The sequence below is a fragment of the Leptothermofonsia sp. ETS-13 genome (genome assembly GCF_049200465.1).
Taxonomy (GTDB): Bacteria; Cyanobacteriota; Cyanobacteriia; order Leptolyngbyales; family Leptolyngbyaceae; genus Leptothermofonsia.
Genome location: NZ_CP120836.1, coordinates 2,679,458 through 2,700,537 on the forward strand (window position 1 = coordinate 2,679,458; position 21,080 = coordinate 2,700,537).

Annotated in this window: 13 protein-coding genes and 2 pseudogenes; 6 read left to right on the plus strand and 9 right to left on the minus strand. The window is 50.0% G+C overall.

Features of this window, described 5'->3' with window-relative positions; translation table 11 throughout:
* Positions 1–499 precede the first annotated feature (499 nt).
* Positions 500–694, plus strand: a complete 195-nt coding sequence (locus P4D80_RS12120) for a hypothetical protein (RefSeq protein WP_421659397.1) — start codon at positions 500–502, stop codon at positions 692–694.
* Between the two features lie 274 nt (positions 695–968).
* Here P4D80_RS12120 and P4D80_RS12125 read toward each other — a convergent pair whose 3' ends face one another.
* The gene (locus P4D80_RS12125; RefSeq protein WP_421659398.1) at positions 969–1,595 is read right to left on the minus strand and encodes a PTPA-CTERM sorting domain-containing protein; all 627 of its coding nucleotides are present in this window, start codon (positions 1,593–1,595) and stop codon (positions 969–971) included.
* A gap of 763 nt (positions 1,596–2,358) precedes the next feature.
* Here P4D80_RS12125 and P4D80_RS12130 point away from each other — a divergent pair.
* A pseudogene (locus tag P4D80_RS12130) lies at positions 2,359–2,520 on the plus strand (TfoX/Sxy family protein); the annotation flags it as partial.
* Between the two features lie 10 nt (positions 2,521–2,530).
* Here P4D80_RS12130 and P4D80_RS12135 read toward each other — a convergent pair.
* The 7 genes from P4D80_RS12135 to P4D80_RS12165 form a co-directional block, all read right to left on the minus strand.
* Positions 2,531–2,728, minus strand: coding sequence for a hypothetical protein (locus P4D80_RS12135; protein ID WP_421659628.1), 198 nt, complete (start codon positions 2,726–2,728; stop codon positions 2,531–2,533).
* A 3-nt stretch (positions 2,729–2,731) separates the two neighbouring features.
* Positions 2,732–3,250, minus strand: coding sequence for a pentapeptide repeat-containing protein (locus P4D80_RS12140; protein ID WP_421659399.1), 519 nt, complete (start codon positions 3,248–3,250; stop codon positions 2,732–2,734).
* Between the two features lie 265 nt (positions 3,251–3,515).
* Positions 3,516–4,268 (minus strand): DUF561 domain-containing protein, encoded by a 753-nt coding sequence (locus tag P4D80_RS12145; RefSeq protein ID WP_421659400.1) that lies wholly within the window; start codon positions 4,266–4,268, stop codon positions 3,516–3,518.
* 211 nt (positions 4,269–4,479) lie between these two features.
* Entirely contained in the window at positions 4,480–5,085 is a 606-nt protein-coding gene (locus P4D80_RS12150; RefSeq protein WP_421659401.1) for a Uma2 family endonuclease, read from the minus strand.
* A 114-nt stretch (positions 5,086–5,199) separates the two neighbouring features.
* On the minus strand, positions 5,200–6,300 hold the full coding sequence (locus P4D80_RS12155) for a saccharopine dehydrogenase family protein (protein WP_421659402.1): 1,101 nt from the start codon (positions 6,298–6,300) through the stop codon (positions 5,200–5,202).
* Positions 6,301–6,709: 409 nt separating this feature from the next.
* Positions 6,710–8,386, minus strand: coding sequence for a beta-carotene ketolase CrtO (gene crtO, locus P4D80_RS12160; protein ID WP_421659403.1), 1,677 nt, complete (start codon positions 8,384–8,386; stop codon positions 6,710–6,712).
* A 444-nt stretch (positions 8,387–8,830) separates the two neighbouring features.
* A complete protein-coding gene (locus P4D80_RS12165) occupies positions 8,831–10,546 on the minus strand; it encodes a hypothetical protein (protein WP_421659404.1) in 1,716 nt (571 codons plus the stop codon).
* Positions 10,547–10,667: 121 nt separating this feature from the next.
* Between P4D80_RS12165 and P4D80_RS12170 the strand changes: the two genes are divergently transcribed.
* From P4D80_RS12170 to P4D80_RS12180, 3 genes and pseudogenes are all read left to right on the plus strand, one after another.
* Entirely contained in the window at positions 10,668–11,753 is a 1,086-nt protein-coding gene (locus tag P4D80_RS12170) for a mannose-1-phosphate guanylyltransferase (protein ID WP_421659405.1), read from the plus strand.
* A gap of 134 nt (positions 11,754–11,887) precedes the next feature.
* Positions 11,888–13,540, plus strand: a complete 1,653-nt coding sequence (locus P4D80_RS12175; protein ID WP_421659406.1) for an ABC1 kinase family protein — start codon at positions 11,888–11,890, stop codon at positions 13,538–13,540.
* Between the two features lie 295 nt (positions 13,541–13,835).
* A pseudogene (locus P4D80_RS12180) lies at positions 13,836–14,312 on the plus strand (glycosyltransferase); the annotation flags it as partial.
* Between the two features lie 194 nt (positions 14,313–14,506).
* Here P4D80_RS12180 and P4D80_RS12185 read toward each other — a convergent pair.
* On the minus strand, positions 14,507–19,885 hold the full coding sequence (locus tag P4D80_RS12185) for a tetratricopeptide repeat protein (RefSeq protein ID WP_421659407.1): 5,379 nt from the start codon (positions 19,883–19,885) through the stop codon (positions 14,507–14,509).
* A gap of 553 nt (positions 19,886–20,438) precedes the next feature.
* On the opposite strand from P4D80_RS12185, the gene P4D80_RS12190 reads away from it, so the two are divergent.
* Positions 20,439–21,080 (plus strand): chorismate lyase, encoded by a 642-nt coding sequence (locus P4D80_RS12190; RefSeq protein ID WP_421659408.1) that lies wholly within the window; start codon positions 20,439–20,441, stop codon positions 21,078–21,080.

Consider the following 21,080-nt stretch of genomic DNA (forward strand, 5'->3'; position numbering starts at 1 on the left):
TGTTCATTTGACGTCTAGAGAACTGAACTTGGTAGGCTACCGATCGCACAGAAAATTGGTAGAACTTCTGCCTTGGTGAGTGAACCAATCACACAAAACCATCGTTCTATGTGAATCGACTCCAGGCTTAGCGGAATCACCACTGATCTCGGTAGCCTGGCAGTGCACCATTGGTAGAAGCGAATGACCCTGAAATTTCTCAAGAGCATGTGGGTTCTTCACTCCCAGGTATTAAAAAAGGCACCCGATAATACATCGGCACCCAATACCCAACGAATGAACATCTTGAATACACAATATTTATCGTCAATATTGCGGAGAAGAAGTTTGCTTCCCTCGACGAATTCTAGATAAGCCTACGGGATAACGCCAACTGCACACGGAGTGATTTATCGTACCTTTACATTTCGCTCTCCGTATTCCCCCAGTCTATGTGCGTCCCATGAACATACAGCGGTTAGGCAATTGATAATGCCATTATCAAAAGAGATTTTGCTGATTGTTAAGTAACCCGAATGAACTACGTCTGGAATGGGTGCAGCAAAGAACCTTCCTGGTTGCTAAGCTCCAGCTTAGGAAACCCATCATGGAAGCTCTGGCTTCCCGGATGCAATCGGAAGCGGGAGCTTCTCGTCCAACCTTACCAAGCTCTAGTGGTTTGTCAGTTTTAATTTTGCACCACCGGATTGAGTAAGAGTGGTTATTTTGTGAGTTGAAAACTCACAAAATAAGCCTTGATAGACCACTAGCTTGCTATAGCGGAGTCATTATGGTTAGGACGGGGTGCAGGGGTGGAACCCCTAGCTGGGGGCGCAGCCCCCACTCCCTCTCTAATTCCAATGTCCTAACGCACCCGCGTAGAGCTATAACGAGCAAAGGGGTGCCTAAAAAAACTCCAGGCCATTTTAGACCTGGAGCCAACTATCACGCTTCTGATTTTCGTAACAAAGTTGATCGTTAAATCGCGCCTATGCCTCCGATACCTCTTCAGCACCTTCAGACTTACGCTTCCGCAACACTCCTAGACCTAAGCCAATTAGCCCTGGCAGCAATGCGGGTGTAGGAATTGCCACAAGGTCAATACTGGATGAGTTGTTTGTCAGCGTAAATGACTGTAAAACACCGCCGCCAGGAAGCTGATTGGTTGACCTAAAACGGGTTTGGATAAGGTCTCCAAGGAATGAGAAATCTGATGAACTAGTAAATCTTCCTGAGAAGGTAGCATTAATGATGTCAACAAAGACTTCATCTCCGCCCAGGAAAAGATCAGAGATAAAGTTGTTGACGGGTAATGTGGTGGTGTATTCGAAAGTCGTACCAGAAATCAATGCCCCTCGCGTTAGAGTTAGAGAAAGAACTGTAGGAGGTCCGCTCAAACCCACAAAGCCACCAGTTACAGCAGCGATGTCAAACCCACTCAGGTTAAGGGTTACCGTAGCACCACTGTCTGCGGATGAAGCTATAACAGCATTGCTGTCGAGGTTGATGGTTCCTGGAGTCAAGGTTGCCGCTTGGGCGGGCGACAGGCTCATTGCCGAGCCTGCCACTACCGTAGTAGCGACAGCGGCACTGATGCCAAGTGTTTTCAAATTCATAGTTACCTACCTTGGGTGTACAGTTGTTCAAGTGATATCACTGAAATCAACTCAGCAGGCTAACAAAAGCAGTAAAGGGTCTACGACGCCTCTTCGCCGGTGAACTTGCTGCAAAAGCCTGTTCACCGGGCGGCGTAGTGACCAGGTATTTTATAGCTATAGCCACCAGGCTTAGGGCAGGATGCAGGGGTTCCCCCCCTTAAAACCAATGTCCTAAGTAACCCGGCGACGGCTATAACTAGAAAGTTAAACTGCTTTTTTCTTAGCCGGGCAATGCACCGTTGGTAGAAGCAAAATCCCTGAAAGCTTGTACGGATATGTCCCAAAAGGAGAATTCCAAAAGGATGTTTTATTAGGGCAAAGCACTGACAGGGCCATTGCAGTGGAAAGTATACTCCTTCAAGGGAATTTTAGATAATTGTACAGAGTCATGCCAGCACAAGGAGTAGGGTTCATCGTAGGTTTATATTTCTGAGGTGGGCATTTGCAGGGATGCTAAAAAGGGGAAGAGGAGTAATAGGAAGGGTTTCAGCCATTAAACTTTAGTCGCGCCCTGTGCCTATACCCTTTCAAAGGGCAACCGTAGAAATCCGGATAAAAGTGAATGGGCAATTGGTTCAAATTTTGTAGGTCGGGTTGAACGGATTTCCAGCCGATGGTAGTTTTCCTCAGACTCAATATATTTTCCTCAGACTCAATATAAAGTTTTTATGATGGTGCTTCTGCTAATCCTGATCGCGATCTAGCCAGTTTGTTGTCACCTATGCCTCACAAAAGCCCATTCTGTAACCATGTTTTGGCTCACCTCAACCAGGTTAACGCTGTGACTGCACGAGCCATGTTTGGTGGTTATGGTCTTTATCGGGATGGGGTCATGTTTGCTTTGATTGCCTACGATACCCTCTACTTCGAGGTGGATGACTGTAACCGCAACACTAATCATCTGGAAATTGCCAGCAGGCAATATATTCCACATCCTGACTGCCACAGTTGCAGATCACATAATCGGACGCGATCCATTCGCGATCGCACCGTCGGCAATGGCAAAAGATGTTGTACCGATTGGCTTCTTCAATGCTCAATTGCCAGTTCCGCAGTTCATCGGGACTGAGTTGGGGTTGGGGGTCTGTCATAGATCAGGGATGAATTGCTCCATCTGGCATTCTGGCACCTTTCAGGTTAGCCTTTTCTAAATTTGTACATCCCTTCAAGTTAAAGTTTAAAGTTGCTCCATTTTCATTGGCGTTGAGGGTGAAGCCTATCTTTGTGCTTTCGGAGCGTCCGGTCTCTGGAGCGGAGTTCAAATCAAAGCCGATATTGGTATTTTTTTCATCTGCACTCAGTTTTAAACTCATTCGGGTGCATCCCAGATCTGCCCGGTTCAAATTAGCCCCGGCCAGGTTTGCCTGCCTCAGGTTTGCGTTCCCCAGCTTTGCTCCTTCCAGGTTAGCCCCCTGAAGGTTGGCACTCTCCAGGTTGACTCCTTCTAAGTTCTGTTGTCTCAGGTTAGCGCCTCTCAAATCACAGCCTTCGCAACTCCGGGTTTCCAGAAGCTGTTTGACCTGGGCTGGTTTGGTAAGACGGGGTAAGAAAACCGCCATGACAACCCCTAACCCCACCAGAAGGGCGATCGCTGTAGGGAGTTTGCGTTTCATAAGTACTAAAATTCTCCGACTGATGATAGATCAAGACGGAGCGCGCGATCGATTTGTTGCGAAACTGGTGGGAGAGTGGTAGATGGGTGGAGGGGTGATGGAGTGATGGGGTGAAAATCAGTTTTGGTTGTTAGTTGTTAGACAGGTGAGGTGTGAGGGGTAGATAAGTGATAAGGTGATGGGGTGATAGGGTAAGTGTTCTTTACATCCCCCACCCATTCACTTATCCCCCCGTCCATTCCCTCACCTCTCCACTCGTCCATTCCTACTGAACACCTACTTGAAAACGGCTGACAGTTGCCAAAGCTTCTACCAGGCTACGAACAGCCGCGATCATCTCAACTGCGCTATTCAACTTGTTAATTGCGGAACCAACGCCAATACCGGCTGCGCCTGCGGCGATCGCCAGTGGAGCAGTTACATTTGACAACCCAGAGGCACACAGAACTGGCACTGAAACCGCACGGGAAATTTCATAGGCAGCAGCCAGGGTAGGAGCGGCTTTCTCAATGAGTCCCAGGGTACCGGAGTGGGCCGGTCGGCTGCTGGTGCCACCTTCCGTTTGAATCAGATCGGCTCCTACTTTCACCAGTTCTTCTGCCAGTTGCACTTGTTTGTCCAGGGTCAAAATGTGAGGCACCGTAACCGACAACAGGATGTTGGGCAACAGGCGGCGGGTTTCCTGGGTCAGCGCCAGCACTTCTTCGGCCTCAAATCGGCGACCCTGGGCGTAAAAGCTATCGAAGTTGCCAATCTCAATCAAGTCTGCTCCTGCTTCAACGGCGACCACAAATTTTTCCGGTTCGACGGCAGAAACGCAAACAGGTAACTGAGTTAACCGCTTGGCTACCCGTACCAGGTTTGGGTCGGCTGCAATATCAACAAAGGTTGCGCCTCCTAGTTCAGCCGCTTTGACAACCGCCGAAACCCGTTCAACATCAAAGTTATTCAGTCCGCTAATCACCTTTAGAGCCTGTCCTTGGGCAAGGGCATTGTGCAGCGAAGAAAGGATAGTCATGGTGCTTCTCAACTAAAACGTAACGTCCATTTTGCCATCCTGTGGAGGGAGATTCCAAGGGGTGAGGGAGTGGGGGAGTGATGAATGTAAAGAGCAATTATCCTATCACCCCATCACCCTATCACCCATCTACCCCTGGCCCCTCTCTAACAACTAACAACTCAAAGCTCTGCTTTAGCCGCCTCTCTGACCCATTTGCGCCAGGAGCGGATTAAAGCAGTATCATCCAGATCTTCTGCCTGTTGCAGAAACTGGTTACAACTCCAGAAATCAGGGGAAATGTTGGGCTATGGTCACAGGGAATGTAGGTTCCACTTTTTAATTGAAGGATTTGAACTCCTTGCCTGGTATAACGCCAAATTTCAGGTATTCCTAACTGTCCGTATATGGACAGCTTTCTGGTGGATGGACTGGTTATGTCCACTTCAAGTACCAGATCAGGGGGTGGATCGGTGAGCAAGTCTACAGTCCGGCCCTGGATCCGTTCAATATTTTGAATGTAGTAGCAAGAATCGGGTTCTGTACCACTCTGCAAATCTTCACGATTCAGTGTTGTTGAGCGAAAACCTTTGATTGGGGTATCCAATTCTTCAGTAAGCGTCTCGATCATCCTTTCCAACAACTTTGTGTTGGTTTCATGACGATCAGAAGGCATTGTAATTTCTAGAACTCCATTGCTATAGGCAAGACGAGAACCCCGGTTGTCACCCAGCTCAGCCAGTAAAGCTTTGTAGGTTTGCCAGCTAACCCCTTGTAGTACAACTCTTTGAGTGGCTTCTTGGGAACCAGTTGCAATGGTTGAAGGAGTTGTAGACATTTGTTGCCCTGGATTTAGTGAGCAAAGAAGTCGGGGATCTAGTTAATCAATTGCCTTCCATCCTAATTCTGAACAGAATCCGGTTGCAAAGTTAATAACTTCTGGCGGATGTTGTCAATCAAACTGGTGTTGAATTTGAAGGCTGCGTTCTTGCATGGTTTGTTCAAACAGGTCGGTTGGCAGGGCTTCTTCTACCGTCCAAACGCCGGGTTTGTGGAGCTGGTTTGACAGTAGCAGTTGGGCAACACTGCCCGTGCCATAGCCAGCAGCGATCGCAGTATTTGGATGTACCAGGGTTGAACAACTACGGGCAGCTTTTCCATCCTTTTTCCCGGTTACTTCAGAACGAATTGCCACACCAATCCCGCTCAGGTGATCGGTCACATCCGTCATGAAATGGCTGACGTGGGAGAGAAATTCAATTACAGGGGTTTGCTTTAACAACCAGGGGTGCCACCAGCGGGCCACACTCCAGGTGAGGAAGTTGTAGAAACGGGGAACGGTGCCAAATTTAGTGATGACGGTTTTTACAGGAAAGGTATTGGGTAAGGTGAATGCTTCCGGTACATCGAACCAGTAGACATCAACTGGACCGTATTGAGGAAATTCAATGATTTCGCGATCGCTGTAGGGCTTGACCAGTTGCCATTCGCCATCGATCCACGCCTGAAAGGGACGTTGCAGTCCCAGAAAGGTCGTTCGCATGACAGTGACCCCTGCTCCTCCCGATCCAGCTACCACATAACTCAGGTGAATGCGTTCGGCCTCATCCAGTTGCTCTACATCCCACCGCACCATGCTATTGGAAATGCCCGGAAAAATGCCCGTGTTAATAATCGCGGTAACACCCGCCATCTCTGCTACTAATCGCAATTCCATCGCCTTGCGGGTGTAAGACGGGTGATCGCTAACATCAACATAATTAACCCCAGCATCAATGCAGCTTTTGATCACACGGTCATCCCGGTAGTAAAACGGACCCGCACAGTGAATGACCAGATTGGTATCGGCTATAGAGGCTTTCAGTGCTTCCTGGTCAGCTAAATCGAAGGATAAAAATTGAACACGAGGCCCCAGGCGATCGCACACGCGCTTTCCCAATGCTGCATTTCGCCCTGTGATAATAATGTGCGCTGTTGTATGCGTCACCAGATCTGCTGCAACACTGCTACCAATTCGTCCACTTCCTCCCAAAATTAAAACTCGGTCTGTCATCAGAATCCCCGTTTAAATTTGTAAACATTTCAAAAGTTGGTAGTGCATCAAAACAGTGTGGGAAAATTTGTAACAATTACCAGGAGCCCTTCATTTGCTTGTCTTCAGATTTGAGTCAATTAAACCTGAGAACCTTGGTAGGTTATGATCCCACATTTCTCTGATTCACGACCCAAAAGTTTGAGTTGGTTTCTTGTTTTTTAGATGTATGTCAATTTCCTAAATTTGATCGATCAATTTCCTATAGGGGCACAATGCCTCACACCCACACCTTCTTCAGGCTATCACTCTGTTGCGATCGCGACCCCAAGAGATCGCCGAGAAAAATTTTATCTCTGTACGAGCCAACGATCGTTTGCCCTGACCAGAAATTATCGATTGATCGATAATTTCTATTTCAAAAATTAACTTAATTTCCCTGTCGCGATCGCCAAAACTCTTTGATATTCCCCAAAGCTTGAGCAACCGGAGATTGGGATTGCAAAAATACACGGGCGCAGTTTCGTCCTGGCATCCCTGAAATAGAGCCACCGGGATGGGTTCCAGCTCCGGTCAAAAACAATCCCTTAATCGGAGTTTTGTAACTCGCCAGTTCGGGCAGGGGACGGAAAAACACCATCTGCTCCAGTGTCATGTCGATGTGATAGTAGTTTCCTTTGTAGGCCCCTAACCGTTCCCCCAATTCCGCCGGACTTTCTACGCGACGCGCGATTGTAGCTGTTCTTACATTGGGGGCGTACTCGGCTAACTTGTCGATGACGCGATCGGCAACCTGATTTTTGAGTTCATCTGTCCAGCCCGTTCCATGCAATCCGGTGCCCTCCAGCCCTGCAATCTGGTACGGTGCAAAGAACTCAATCCAGAGGGTGTGGTTGCCAGCAGGAGCCATAGATGGATCCAGAACTGTTGGTTGCACGATGTACATAGAAGGATCGGCATCCGGAATTCTGCCCATCATCGGATCGGCATGGGCGATTTCAACCTGTCTGACCGAATCTGCAATCAGCACCGAACCAATTAAATACTCATCCCGGTGATTGTAGCGCTCAAACCGCAAAGGTTCAGACATGGCCAAGTCGATCTTTAGGATCGTCTCATTGTTATTAATAATTCGGCGTTCCAACCGCTCTCGCAGGTTAGGGTCAGCATCGTTCACATCGGCGTCATCCATCAATTGGAGAAACAGGCGCTGAGCATCAATATTGGAGATCACTCCCTTTGTTGCCAGATACTCAGTGCCATTGGCGACTCGGACACCAACCGCCTGTCCATCATTCACCAGCACTTGCTTTACCCGTTGATTCGTCAAGATTTCGCCGCCCAGCGACTTCACTAAATTAACCAGTGCCCGTACCAGTGCGCCTGTTCCTCCCTTTGGTCTTGCCATACCGGGATGGTGCCGCATGGACATCATCATGGCTCCGATCGCCAGATTCTTCTGGGATGGTGGCGCTCCCATCTCAGCGGCCAGCCTTGCCAGGGGCGCTTTTACCACTTCTGAATCAAACCATTCATTAAGTAAATCTTCTGCACTGGTCAACATCGTGCGGACAAACTCAATCGCTTTGTGGGTGGAGCCAACGGAGGCAAACAAGTCTTTGATTTTGCCAAGATCATAATTTCTGGCAACAGCAAGAACTGAGTTGGGTGGTGCATTAAACATGGGAATCAGCGCACTCACAACTCGCTGCCAGTATTGAGTAAATTCAGCATATTTTTGAGCATCCCGAAGACTGTAGCGCTCAATTTCAGCACAGGTTTTTTCGAGGGAACGGTGTGCCAGAAAATACTTGCCATCTGGCTGGGGACAAAACACCACCGGGTCGCAAAACAGATACTCTAACCCATATTTGCTGAGTTCCAGTTCTTCAACGACCGGACCCAAGTGAATAAACTCATGGTCGATCGCACACAAATTAAACTGAAAGTCTGGCAATTCTGGAATCACTGCCTCTGTGGTTGCCGCCCCACCTGGCACCGGGCGTTTTTCCAGGAGCAAAACTGTGTATCCCGCTTTCAAAAGATAAGCAGCACAGACAAGGCCATTGTGTCCAGCCCCAATAATGATAACGTCGTAAGTTTGCATAGGTGAGATCGCAGCAGAACCTTGATCTTACACTAGGCGGCGGGTGGTAGGGGGAAGAAGAAAGAAGGCAGAAGCCGGATGGATACTCAGAACCTACGACTCATCTACCCATCCACTTACCCACTCATATAGCTCTACGCGGGTGCATTAGGACATTGGAATTAGAGAGGGAGTTGGGGCTGCGCCCCCAGCCAGGGGTTCCACCCCCGCACCCCATCCTAACCACAATGACTACCGCTAACAATGACTACCGCTATATGTAGCAGTCCTGAATCAGTCTTAAGATTGAGAGGCTGTGTGAGAAAGGATTGTGGAATCCTTTCTCACACTCCAAACAGGATCGTTATAGTGTTCACAAATAGTTTGTGAACAAGGGGAGGTGGGGACTTCGCCCCCATGCAGAAATTCTACCTCTGCACCCCGTTCAAATTTCAAGAAGGAGCACTATAGTTTCCTCAACCAGTACCAGCAGGGTAAAAAATAACTGGCCAGGACATTATCAATTGACCAAAACTCCGAAAAACTATCGCTGGAGCAGTAGCAACCTACAAATACAATTAATAAATCTTGAAATGGAAGTTCAGAATCTGTCTGGGCAATCTGGTCAGTGTAGAGGCTGTTAATGGCGTTTTGCAGATAGAGCAGATTGCTGACGATTTCCGTAAACATCCCGGTTTCGCCACTCATGGTTGGCAGATAGGTGCAGTTGTATTCCTGAAGAAAAATCTGATAGAGATGGGCGATCGCCTGCTTTAAGCTGGTTCGCAGTTCCAGGGAATCAACCCTGTTACCTGTCCTGGCCCATTCATCTAATAAATCATGCTCCAGCACGCTCTCCTCAAATACCGAAAGGTGAACTTCCAACAGGGGACGTAGTACTTTCAAAAACAGAAAATCCACATCGGCCAGGGTCAGATCCAGCTTGGCTGGATCGGTTTTGAACAACGACGAACTTAAGAGTTGATCGGCAGAATGGGGATAGTCCCAAACAAACTTAAACTCCGCCACATCCGCTGTCATTTCGGCAATCAGGTGGGTAAACAGCAACCCTAACCGTTGCTCCACTTCGGCATGGAAAAACAGCCGGGCCCGTTCCCCATCGACAGAAACCTGATCGGCTTCTCGCACAAATAACTCACGGCAGGTCAGTGGACCCGCTTGAGTATAGGCGGTTTCTCCGGCCCGCAGGGGTTCATCACAGGTCATTAAAATCGCATAATCGCTTTCAAACTGGGTTAAAGCCAGTTGCCAGTGGTGTCCCCAGATGTCATGGAGCAGAAAAGCTTCTGCCTTTTGAGTCGGCACAATCCCCACAGAACGGGTCAGGGTTTGAATCACCTCGCTTGTTTCAAGTTCAAGGGATGCAGCTAATCGGGCACACCATTCGTAATTCAGTGTCTGCGGAGTGCAGGGACCAAACACGGGAAACCGTTGAAATAGCTTAAAGGTAAATTGCTTCAGCGATCGCAAAAACGCCTGCACCTGCGATCGCTGCATTTCCGCTAACCCCTGCCACAGGTCAGAATTGCGCAATTGGTCATCCTGATAATCCAGGCAGAAAAAGATTTGCATGGGTGTGTAAACACAATCAAGCGCAGCGGCTGGAATGGGAAGGTCCCCGAAGAGATAGGGGAAAAGCTTGTGAGGAGAGGGCAAGGCAGAAGATTCCTCTGCTCCCTCAGCTAAGACTGCTTGGATAATTTGCTTTTGCCGCGCGATGTGGCGATCGACCCTGTTCAGCCCATCCTGAAGCTCAATCTCCATTGCAGCGGGGAGTGCAAACAACTGGCATAACCGCTCAACCGCCTTTTCTGAAAGCAGTGGGGCAGGAATGGAGTCAGGCTGATACCGACTCAGGGTAGGAGACGCCAGCGTACCCTGCCAGTGGTTGCCACCCAGGTGCTGATAGCGGGTTACGAGCAAAGCCGCTTTCACAAAGGCCACCCGAACGGCCAGCGGAATCGCCTCCGTCGGCAAACAATCGCGGCAGATGGGATGGGCAAACGCCTTCAACGCCTCCCGAATCTGACGCAGTCGGGCCTGACGGGACTCAACTCGATTGACATCCACTTCCCCTGTTGGGTTCAGCAAGGAGTGAGAAAGCTGCAACGCCTCCGCTAACAACTGGCGTTGAATTTGACTGGCTGAAGGGGCATCCATTTCTTTACAGCTTTTCCTAAGTACGACCCTTACTTCAAAGAGTAGATAAAGATACGCATGGAAAGGCAAGAATTTCGTAAAGCCTTCACGTAAGATTGACGCAGAGTTGTGACGGTAGATAATGACCCATCAATCCCTGGTACCTGTAATTCTGGCCGGTGGTAAAGGGGAGCGCTTCTGGCCCCTCAGCCGCAAACATCGTCCCAAGCAGTTTCTCAGCCTGGATGGTAGCGGTCGAAGCCTGCTCCAGGCCACAGCAGAACGACTGCTGGCGATCGCCGGAGGCTGGCAGTCCATCTGGGTTGTAACCGCCTCCCACCTGGCAGATGGCGTCCGCCAGCAGCTCCCCGAACTACCCGAAGAAAACCTGCTGGTCGAACCGGAAGGCAGAGACACCGCCCCTGCTGTCACCTGGAGTACGCTCGAAATTGCCCAGCGCTATGGTAGAGATACTGTCCTGGGATTTTTTCCAGCAGACCACTGGATTGCCGATGAAGCACTGTTTCAAGCCACCCTCAGAGCCGCCGCAGAACTGGCTGCCAGAGAAACCGCCATTGTCACCCTGGGAATTGCCCCCAGTTTCCCGTCCACGGGTTATGGCTACATTAAGCAAGGTGAGTTAGCTGGTTCCTTTGGTACCCAGCCGGGCTCCAGTGCAGGGTTTCCAGCCTACCGGGTCGATCGCTTTACCGAAAAACCCGATCGCCCAACCGCCGAGCAGTTTCTGGCAACCCGGCAATTTAGCTGGAACAGTGGCATGTTTGTCTTTCGAGCCGGTACTGCCCTGGATGAGTTGAACATTTATGCTCCAGAGATTATTGGTCCGTTAGAAGAGAGGGGAGTAGATTCCTACCCTGAAGTTCCCAAAAAGAGTATCGACTATGCTCTGATGGAAAAAACTCAACAAGCTTATGTGTTGCCCGTGGCGTTTGGTTGGGATGACCTGGGCGATTGGAATGCGATCGAACGGCTGCTCAAAGGCGACAATCCCAACGTCGAGCTGGCCCGCCACATTGGACTGGATACGCAAGGAGCCCTGTTTTACGCAACCGACGAAGATGACCTCATTGTCACTATCGGTCTGGAAGATACGGTCATCGTTCGGGATGGCAAAGTCACCCTGGTTGTGAAAAAAGACCGCACTCAGGAAATCAAGCAGGTACTCAAGGAAATTCAGGCCGATCCCCAGTTCAAGGATTTGCTGTAAATAGTTTCTTCCTTCCCCTGCCCCACTCCCTACTTTTCCAAACAGATTTAAGCATTTAGTTGTTAGCTTTTAGGTGTTAGTTGTTAGAGTGCTTTCAACAGCTAATCATCCAAACTAATTGCTAAAAACCCAGAATGTTTTCACGTCTTGCCCAGGCCAGTTCCCGCCAACGCGAAATTGCTGAAGTCGTGCTGCGCAATGGCTGGGGCTATATGCGCCGGTTGCTCACCGGTACCCGCTCAGAAGAACCCCAACTCCCTCCTCCGGCTGTTCTGAGGAATATCCTGGTTGAGTTAGGTCCGGTTTATGTCAAGCTGGGGCAACTGCTCAGTACCCGCCCAGATCTATTGCCACCAGAGTACATTACCGAACTTACCGCGCTTCAGGCAGAAGTTCCCCCTGTCCCCTGGCAGGATGTGGAAACGGTCATTCGCCAACAGTTACGCCGCCCCTTAGAGGAAGCGTTCAAAACGATTAATCCCCAGCCCGTTGCTGCCGGGTCGATCGCCCAGACCCATCGGGCCACCCTCGCCGATGGTCGGGAAGTTGCTCTTAAAATTCAACGACCGGGAATTGAAATCGTCATTGAACAGGACATTGCCCTCCTCCACAGCCTGGCAGACCTGGTTTCCCGCACCAACTTCGGACGCTACTATGACCTAAAAGCCCTAGCAGAAGAATTTGCCACCTCTTTACGGGGAGAACTGGATTTTTCCCAGGAAGCAGCCCATACCGACCAGCTCCGGCGCAACCTCTCCAGTAGCCGCTGGTTTGACCCGGCTCGTCTGATCGTGCCCGAAATTTATTGGGATTTGACTACCAGTAAGCTGCTGGTTATGGAGTGGCTGGATGGAGTGCCGCTGTTGCTGGCCAATTTTAATGGCGTCGGTTTTGCAGGTGACCCCACTGTAGAAAAACGGGCCATTGTCAGTATGCTGGTACGGGCATTTTTTCAGCAGATTTACATTGATGGTTTCTTTCATGCCGACCCCCATCCCGGTAACCTGTTTTACCTGAAAGATGGGCGAGTGGCCTTACTTGACTGTGGCATGGTGGGGCGGCTAGATCCCCGCACTCAGCAGGTGCTAACAGAAATGCTGCTGGCGATCGTTAACCTCGATGCCCAACGTTGCACCCAACTCACCTTGCAACTGGCAGAATCGGTAGAGCCGGTCAATCTGGCCCGGTTAGAAAACGACTACGATCGCATCCTGCGCCGCTACTTCAACGTCAGCCTCTCCCAGATCAACTTCAGCCAGTTGTTTTACGAGGTACTGCAAAAAGCCCGTGCCAACCACCTGCGAATTCCCGGCAACATGGGACTGTACGCCAAAACGATCGCAAATCTGGAAGGCATCGCCCGCAAACTCGACCCTGAGTTCAACTTTTCCGACCAGATTAAGCCTTTAATGACCGACCTGTTCCGGCGGCAACTGGTGGGCGAGGCTCCGCTCCAGGCACTCTTGAGAACAGCGCTGGATTTAAAGACTCTGGGGCTTCAGTCGCCCCGGCAAGTTGAACTGTTCCTGGAACGAATTACGACGGAAACTCTCCAGTGGAACCTGAGCATGCGAGACATGGACGGGCTACGCCGCAGCGTCGATGATTCCGCCAATCGCCTTTCCCTAAGTATTCTGGTTGGTGCGTTGATCATGGGTGCCGCCCTCACCCTTTCCAATGGTGGGACGGGGCTTCTGTTTTGGGTCAGTATTGTTCTGTTCTTCTCGGCTAGCTTTCTCGGCCTCTGGCTGATCATCAGTATCTTGAGATCTGGAAGGCTACGGTAGGTTACCAGGTGTACGGAGATATCTGGAGACATTCAAGTTGGAAACCGAAATGTAAACATGGAAACTGGAATGTAAATATGGAACCTAACTGCCACATTGTTTCTGGACTACTAACTAATACCAATTCAACATGAGGATGCGTAGAATCAGATGAGGATGCGTAGAATCAGAACCCTCTGTAGTCTCCCTCGTAATTCTGGTCTACAATCGGACAGTTCATCTCCCTGCTATCATCGATAGCATCCTTGCTCAAACCTACTGTGACTTTGAACTACTGATCTGAGATGACGGCTCTACGGATGACTCTGTCACCATTGCCACAGATTACGCCCAACGCGATAAGCGGATTCGGGTTGTTGCCGCCCCTCATCAGAGGCAGGCTCAAGCTCTTAAGAGTGCGATTACTCAAACCACGGCTTCCTATGTCGGCTGGGTAGACAGGGATGACCTGCTGATGCCTACCACTCTGGAAGACACCGTAGCCATTCTCAATGCCTATCCCCCAATTGGGCTTGTCTATCTTGTCTATATCGACTACGAGGTGATCGACGCCCAGGGAAACAACTGGGGGTTAGGGAATCGCTGTAAAATTCCTTACTCTAAAGACCGCTTACTGGTTGATTTCATGCTCTTCTACTTCCGTCTGATGCGTCATTCAGCCTATGACCCGGTAGGGGGAATTGATGCAACCTTTGATTGCGCCCAGGACTACGACCTGTGCCTCAAACTCTCCGAAGTTACTGAAGCTTATAGCGGTAGTCATTGTGGTTAGGACGGGGTGCAGGGGTGGAACCCCTGGCTAGGGGCGAAGCCCCCACTCCCTCTCTAATTCCAATGTCCTAACGCTCCCGCGTAGAACTATAAACATGTCCAAGGAGAAGTTCCCACCTCCGATTGAATCCGGGAAGCCAGAGTTTCCCTGGCTGGTGTTCCTGAGCCGGAGCTTGGCAACCAGGAAACCTACTCCTATTTTTGGACAATCTGACAGAAGAACTTTTCCAGAGCTCTAACGCAGGTAAGGTCGTTGTAGATCAAATCACTGCGTTCCTGTTGCTGCTGCCGAATTTGAGCCCGGTATTCAGGATCTAAACCCAGTTTGACAGCGATCGCCACAAATGCATTCTCATCATGGGCAATCATTTCGGTCATGCCCATGGTTTTCAAAATTGCGTAGGCATGGCGTCCCCGCATGAATTCGCCAGGACAGGTGAGGACGGGCAAACCGCAGGCGATCGCTTCAAATACGGTATTTCCCCCTCCCCAGCCAAAGGTATCAATCAACACATCGGAAACGCTGTTCAGTCCCCAGAAACCCAACTGGTTCTGGCGGGGCACAATCACGCAATAATCGCTGCTATTCAATCCCCTGGTGGCAAATGCCCGGCTTAATCGCTGGCGGAACTGTTCGACCAAGTCGCGATCGCTGGAGGCAATGAAAGCAAACTGGGCCTGGGGTACCTGACAGGCAATGTCTGCAAAGATATGGTCGTACTGGGGTAGATATTTGAAGAGAGACTGGGGGGAAAGGTAAACAACGGCATCCTGCCGCAGTCCAAAGTTTTTACGAGTGTGGGGTAGGGGCGGCACCTGCGGACGAGCATAGCAGAGACCAGTATTGGGCAACCGAACTAAGGTTTCTGAGTAGTGCTCTTGAGCATTTACCGGCTCCATCAAATCACTGGAGAGATAGTAGTCAATGGTGGGCAGGCCGGATGTGATGGGATGTCCCCAGGCGGTGCATTGAACTGGAGCCAACCGTAATCCGGCAATTTGGGAAGTTAGAGGGTCCATGCCAATGTCAGTAAAAATCAAAATGTGTAACTGATCGGCTTCAATTTGCTGACAGACAGCCTCCAGGTCATTGGGAAAGTGGTAGAAGCGATCGCTATACCACTGAAATTGCCGGGTAATCTGGTCTGCCACCTGCCCGGTGTGATAACTGTAAATTTCAAACTGCTGACGATTCATGGGCTTGATCCAGCCCAGAGCCCATCTGGCACCGTTGTGGTTGCGGAGATGGGCAGATAGGAAGCCAATGCGGATTTTTGTGGGGTGAGGGGTGGATGGAGAAGGGGTAGTGCGTCTATTCCCGGCCCATTGGGGGTAATTGGCCGCCATGACTTGATGCACATACTCTCCATAGCGGGTTTGGAGTTCGCGATCATTGCGACACTGATATTGGAGGTAAAAGTTTGTGCGCCATTGCAATCCTTTGAGGGCCTGTTTTTGATGTTCTGGAGTTTGTAAATCCATTTGTTGAATCAGGTTTGTCAGTCCTTGAGTGAAGCGATCACGGTAATACTCAATTTCGCTGGCGGTGTTGTATAGCAGCGGCAAAGTGCGCCATTGTTCAAATTCCCAGGTGGGATGGTTGGGAAACTGGGCAATAGCCTCACGGGCGGCACCAATCGCTTCCAGAGTGTAACCAGCATTTTGAAGGGAGGTGATGCGATAAAGGTGCAGGGTCTCGTTATTGGGATGGTACTGAAGACCCTGCAGACAAACTTCTGCGGCTAAACGATTCTGTGCTTGAAAGCGGTAGGCATTGGCCAGGTTGATGAAGACGGAGTCGGCGATCGCTCCCAGGTTGGATTGCAGTTGAAAATAGCGCCTGTATTGGGTGACGGCTTCTGGATAATCGCCTCGAAATAGGGCGGCGTCTGCCAGAAACAGTGATGCCTGTTCAGGGTCATTTTTTGCTTCATAAGCAGTCCCAAGTCCCTGGAGAGCGTCTGGATCAGCGGGTTTGAGGGAGAGGGCGGTTTGATAAGCAGCGATCGCTTCATCGGGTTGTCCCTGCTGAGTCAAAACGTTCCCCAGACCCACATATCCACCAGCAGAGCCAGGATTGGCAACAATTTCCTGTCGATAAATCGCTTCGGCTTGAGCCAGTTCCCCGGATTGAAGCAGGCATTGCCCCAAACGTTCATAGGCTTGCAGGTTAGCAGCATCAGTTTGAATGGCGGTTTGATAGGTTTGAATGGCCTGTTGCATCTCTCCCATTTTTTCAAATAGCATTCCCAGTTCAATGGAAATCTCCGCTTGAAATTGATTCAGCTTCAATGCCTGGGAAAGCATGTCTAATGCTTCTGGATACCGTTCAATTTCGGAATAGATGGTTCCCAAATTGAATAACGCATCAATATCCTGGGGATTAAGTGACAACACTTCTCGATACTTTTGCTCTGCTTTGAGTAACGGTTCTCTAACCCAGTTAACAATTTGATGATACTGTCCATATTCTTTCAGGTGAATGGACTCGTATTGAGCAATCGCCTCCATTGCTTCAGCTTTGAGTTGCTGGATTGTTTGCTGAATCGTTTGCTGTGAGTCTTCAGGTGCAGATGAATTTGCAGCAATTTTTTCTTGTACAACCTGGCGATAAAAAGTTTCCAGAGCATCAACGCAGGTTTTGTCTTCAAAAAGGCGGGAACGGTGCTGCTGTACTTTCTGACGAATGGTTGCTCGATAGTCCAGGTCTAAACCTAACCGGACGGCGATCGCCACAAATTCTGTTTCATTCGCGGCAATGGTTTCGGTGACACCCATGGTTTTCAAAATCCCGTAGGCGTGGCGACCGCGCATAAATTCCCCTGGGCAGGTCACTACTGGTAAGCCGCAGGCGATCGCGTCAAATACGGTATTGCCCCCGCTCCAGCCAAAGGTATCAAGCATTACGTCAGACACGGAGTTCAATCCCCAAAAACCCAGTTGATTCTGGCGAGGAATCATTACACAGAAATCCTCGCTGTTCAATCCAACGGTTGCAAAGGCTTGTTTGAGTCGTTGTTGAAATTGCTCCGTTACTTGAGTACTGTTTTGACTCACCAGAAAAGCAAATTGCGCCTGGGGAACCTGACGGGCTATTTCTGCAAACACAGAGTCGTACTGTGGCAGGTATTTGAACAGGGATTGGCTGGACAGGTAAACGATGGCATCGTCGTGCAGGCCAAAGTCTTGCCGGGTATGGGGGAAGGGAGGGATGTCGGGTTGGGTATAGCAGAGTCCTGTATTGGGCAATGGAATCAGGATTTCGGAATAATGTTCCTGACCCTGTTCGGGTTCCATTTGCTCACTGGAAAGGTAGTAATCAATGGTTGGAAGACCCGTTGTGATGGGATGTCCCCAGCCGCTGCACTGTACAGGCGCTAATCGTAATGCTGCCATTTGGGTCGTGAGTGGCTCCATGCCCACATCCGCAAATACCAGAATGTGTAGATTATCAGCACGGATTTGCTGGCATACCGCTTCCAGGTTTTTGGGAATGTGGTAAAAGCGATCGCTGTACAGGCTGAGCTGGCGGGTCACATGGTCCGCCACTTCCCCGGTGTGGTAAGTGTAAATTTCAAACTGCTGGCGATCGCTCTGCCGCAGCCAACCAGCGGTCATTCTGGCAACTACGTGTTCACGAAAGAAACTGGAAACATAACCAACGCGAATTTTGCCATTCCCTTCCAAAGCAGGCATGGAGAGCGGTTGCATCCAGTGGGGATAGTTTGCCGCCATGACTCGATGCACATATTCTCCATACTGCATCTGGAGTGATTTATCGTTGCAGCACTGGTATTGCAAATAAAAATTGGTTCGCCACCAAGTGCCCATTAATGCCTGCCAGACGGCTGTAGGGGTGTCTAAGCGGGTATTTTGGATGAGTTCAGCCAGTCCTCGTGTAAACCGTTCTCGATAGTGGTCAATTTCAGCAGAGGAGGTGTAGAGAATGGGAAAAGTACGCCACTGTTCAAATTGCAAGGCTGGATTGGTGGGAAACTGGTGGGCTGCTTCCTGGGCAGCGGCGATCGCAGCCTGGGTATAACCACTATCCTGCAAACCGATGATTCGAGCAATGTGCAGTAACTCGTTGTTGGGATGGTACTGAATTGCCCGTTGATAAACCTCAACGGCTGCCCTGTTCTGCCCTGCTCCACGGTAGGCTTCTGCCAGGTTGAGGTAGGTTTGGGCAGCAATAGTCTCCGGATGGGGATGCTGTTCCAGATAACGGTTGTATTGCTGAATCGCTTCTTCAAAATTCTTTCGATACAGGGCCGCTTCTGCCAGGTAGAAGCTGGCCTGTTGGGATTCTCCTTTCGCCGCCCATGCTGTTCCCAACCCCTGGAGGGCATCGGCATGGGTTGACTGGAGGGAAAGGGCTTTTTGATAGGCGGCGATCGCCGCGTCAAACTGCTGTTGCTTGATGAAACAATTGCCTGAACCAAGTTGAGTATTAACATTTTCTGGATTTGCAGCGATCGCCTGGCGATAAACAGATTCTGCCTGTGTGACCTCTCCCAACTGGATTAGCAACTGACCCAAATACTCATAGGCTGGAATAAAGGTGGGGTCGAGTTCGATCGCTTTCTGGTAATGCTGGATGGCCTGGGCGTAATTTTGCAATTTCTCATAAACTCGCGCCAGTTCGCCATAAATGACGGCTTGCGATTCGCTAAGCTTAAGCGCCTGCAACAACATTTCCAGAGCTTTCTCATATTGCTCCTGTTCGGCATAAATGGTTCCCAGGCTGTAATAAGCATCGAGATCCAAAGGATTCCAGTGCAGCACTTCGTGATACCTAGCTTCTGCCTGGAGCAACGGTTTTCTAACCCAATTCACAATCTCTGGATACTGCCCGTACTCTTGCAGGTAAGTGGAATTGTAATGGGCGATCGCTTCGGTGGCTTCGGCTTTTAGGCGTTGAATGATCTGTTGTCGATCCTGCATTTCCAACGCCTGCATCGCTCGCAGAAAGGACTCCTGCCGGGCCTGTTTTAGCGTCTCTGAGGGATAGGATTCTGTGCAATGCCTATCCCAACTCAAAACCTGCAATCCATTCCAGAACGTAGAGTGGGCAAAGCTTTGGGTCGGTAAATCAAACAGTAATTTGCACTGGGGATGGGCACTCATAAAATCCCAAATGGCTTGCTGAGTGGCTTCTGAGTTGCGGTTTGCACAAACAATCAAAGCCCGCTCGGCCAGAAAGGGTTTGACGAGTAGTAAGCCCAGCAATTGCGATCGATAATCAGATGCGGCATCGTAGAAATACAATCCAATGGGTTTTCGGTCTTCCACCGTTGCTAGGTCGTGGAAAAAGTCTGCAAAACTCTGAAAGCAAAATAGCACCTGCCCATCAATGCCAAACTGGGCCAAATTGTCGCTCAATTGTGCCAGGTTGGTTTCAAATGGGTCAAACTCGGAAAAGTCATCAACCGCATAGGCCAGCCGTTCTGGATGATTGAGCAAGGCTCCAATCAGACTGGCTCCCTGAAAACAACCCACCTCGCAGTACACTTCTTCCGGCTCCAGACAGTCCACTGCAAAGTTGAGCAACTGCAACAGGCTGGGGGTTGCCATACCATTCACCTGTTGCAATACGACTGTAAACTGGTCGTTCCTGGGAGTAACGGATTCCAGCCCCCCAGTTTTCGTAGAGGCTAGGCAGATGAGCGCTAAACTGTTGATAATCCATGGTGAAACTGAAGCAAGATAGAGCTGAGAGCTTTGGATAATCTGAGTAGCTGGCACAATTAAATTAAGGATAATTTTAGGGGTAGAGGGGGTGAAACCCCCTGTCTGGGGCGCAGCCCTCACTCCCCCCTTCAGAATTAATTGTGGCTACCTACTTATAGTGATGCCTTGAAGGTGACGGGTTCTAACTGAGTCTGTGTTTTTGCTTTGACCTATCCCCCAGCCCCCAGCCCCCCTTCTAATGAACGAAGTCCCAGACCGTCCCTACCACGAATAAGTCAACGATTTAACAAGATAATGACGAGCAGCGCTAGTCGCCATCACTAACAACTCCAAAATCATTACAACTTGGACACCACTCATAACGCTATGATGATATTGAGGTTAAGTTGTGTAAAGAAAATTGACAGCAACTTTTAGATCCCCAGATAGCATCATAATGCCAGCCACTTGGCATGCCCTTGACCCTATCTGGCAAGGAAATGAGCAAATTGTTCAGCAGGGCTTGCCCCACGCTCAGTTGGCTCCTGCCTGGCAAATTCTACTGTTGGGAGATGGCTCTCCTACTCGTCACTTGCAGCTACTAACGGGTGAACCCACTGAGGTTGACGTAATCGATATGTCTTCGATTGGGATGGATACCGATAACGCCCCCCCACAGATTCAGGTGGTTCCAGGCCCTCGCCTGCGACGGCAGGTGTGGCTACGAACAGCTTCCGGGCAGCGACTTGCCTATGCCACTTCCTGGTGGGAGGCCAGCCATGTTGATGAGTATCTGCAAAACCGATCGCTTCCCATTTGGGCCAGCCTTGCCCGTCTTCGCACCGAACTTTACCGGGATGTGCAGGGCATCTATTTCGGAAATTCCTCAGCACTGGAGCATGCCTTTGGGCAGGAAGGACCCTTCTGGGGTCGCCACTACCTCTTCTGGCACCACGGCCAGCCCCTGACGCTAATTTATGAGGTGTTCTCCCCCTTATTTAACGAAATACTTAGGCCCAACGCATTGACAGGCAGTAAACTGCCGAAATTCTCTAAAACCTATTACCTGACATCCAACATCTCTCAACCATCTATATAA

Coding starts and splice junctions, on each gene's coding strand:
- P4D80_RS12125 (WP_421659398.1), bottom strand. CDS start 1,595: ATGAATTTGAAAACACTTGGCATCAGTGCCGCTGTCGCTACTACGGTA.
- crtO (WP_421659403.1), bottom strand. CDS start 8,386: ATGCAAACTTACGACGTTATCATTATTGGGGCTGGACACAATGGCCTT.
- P4D80_RS12155 (WP_421659402.1), bottom strand. CDS start 6,300: ATGACAGACCGAGTTTTAATTTTGGGAGGAAGTGGACGAATTGGTAGC.
- P4D80_RS12145 (WP_421659400.1), bottom strand. CDS start 4,268: ATGACTATCCTTTCTTCGCTGCACAATGCCCTTGCCCAAGGACAGGCT.
- P4D80_RS12140 (WP_421659399.1), bottom strand. CDS start 3,250: ATGAAACGCAAACTCCCTACAGCGATCGCCCTTCTGGTGGGGTTAGGG.
- P4D80_RS12150 (WP_421659401.1), bottom strand. CDS start 5,085: ATGTCTACAACTCCTTCAACCATTGCAACTGGTTCCCAAGAAGCCACT.
- P4D80_RS12185 (WP_421659407.1), bottom strand. CDS start 19,885: ATGGCAACCCCCAGCCTGTTGCAGTTGCTCAACTTTGCAGTGGACTGT.
- P4D80_RS12135 (WP_421659628.1), bottom strand. CDS start 2,728: ATGACAGACCCCCAACCCCAACTCAGTCCCGATGAACTGCGGAACTGG.
- P4D80_RS12190 (WP_421659408.1), top strand. CDS start 20,439: ATGCCAGCCACTTGGCATGCCCTTGACCCTATCTGGCAAGGAAATGAG.
- P4D80_RS12170 (WP_421659405.1), top strand. CDS start 10,668: ATGACCCATCAATCCCTGGTACCTGTAATTCTGGCCGGTGGTAAAGGG.
- P4D80_RS12165 (WP_421659404.1), bottom strand. CDS start 10,546: ATGGATGCCCCTTCAGCCAGTCAAATTCAACGCCAGTTGTTAGCGGAG.
- P4D80_RS12175 (WP_421659406.1), top strand. CDS start 11,888: ATGTTTTCACGTCTTGCCCAGGCCAGTTCCCGCCAACGCGAAATTGCT.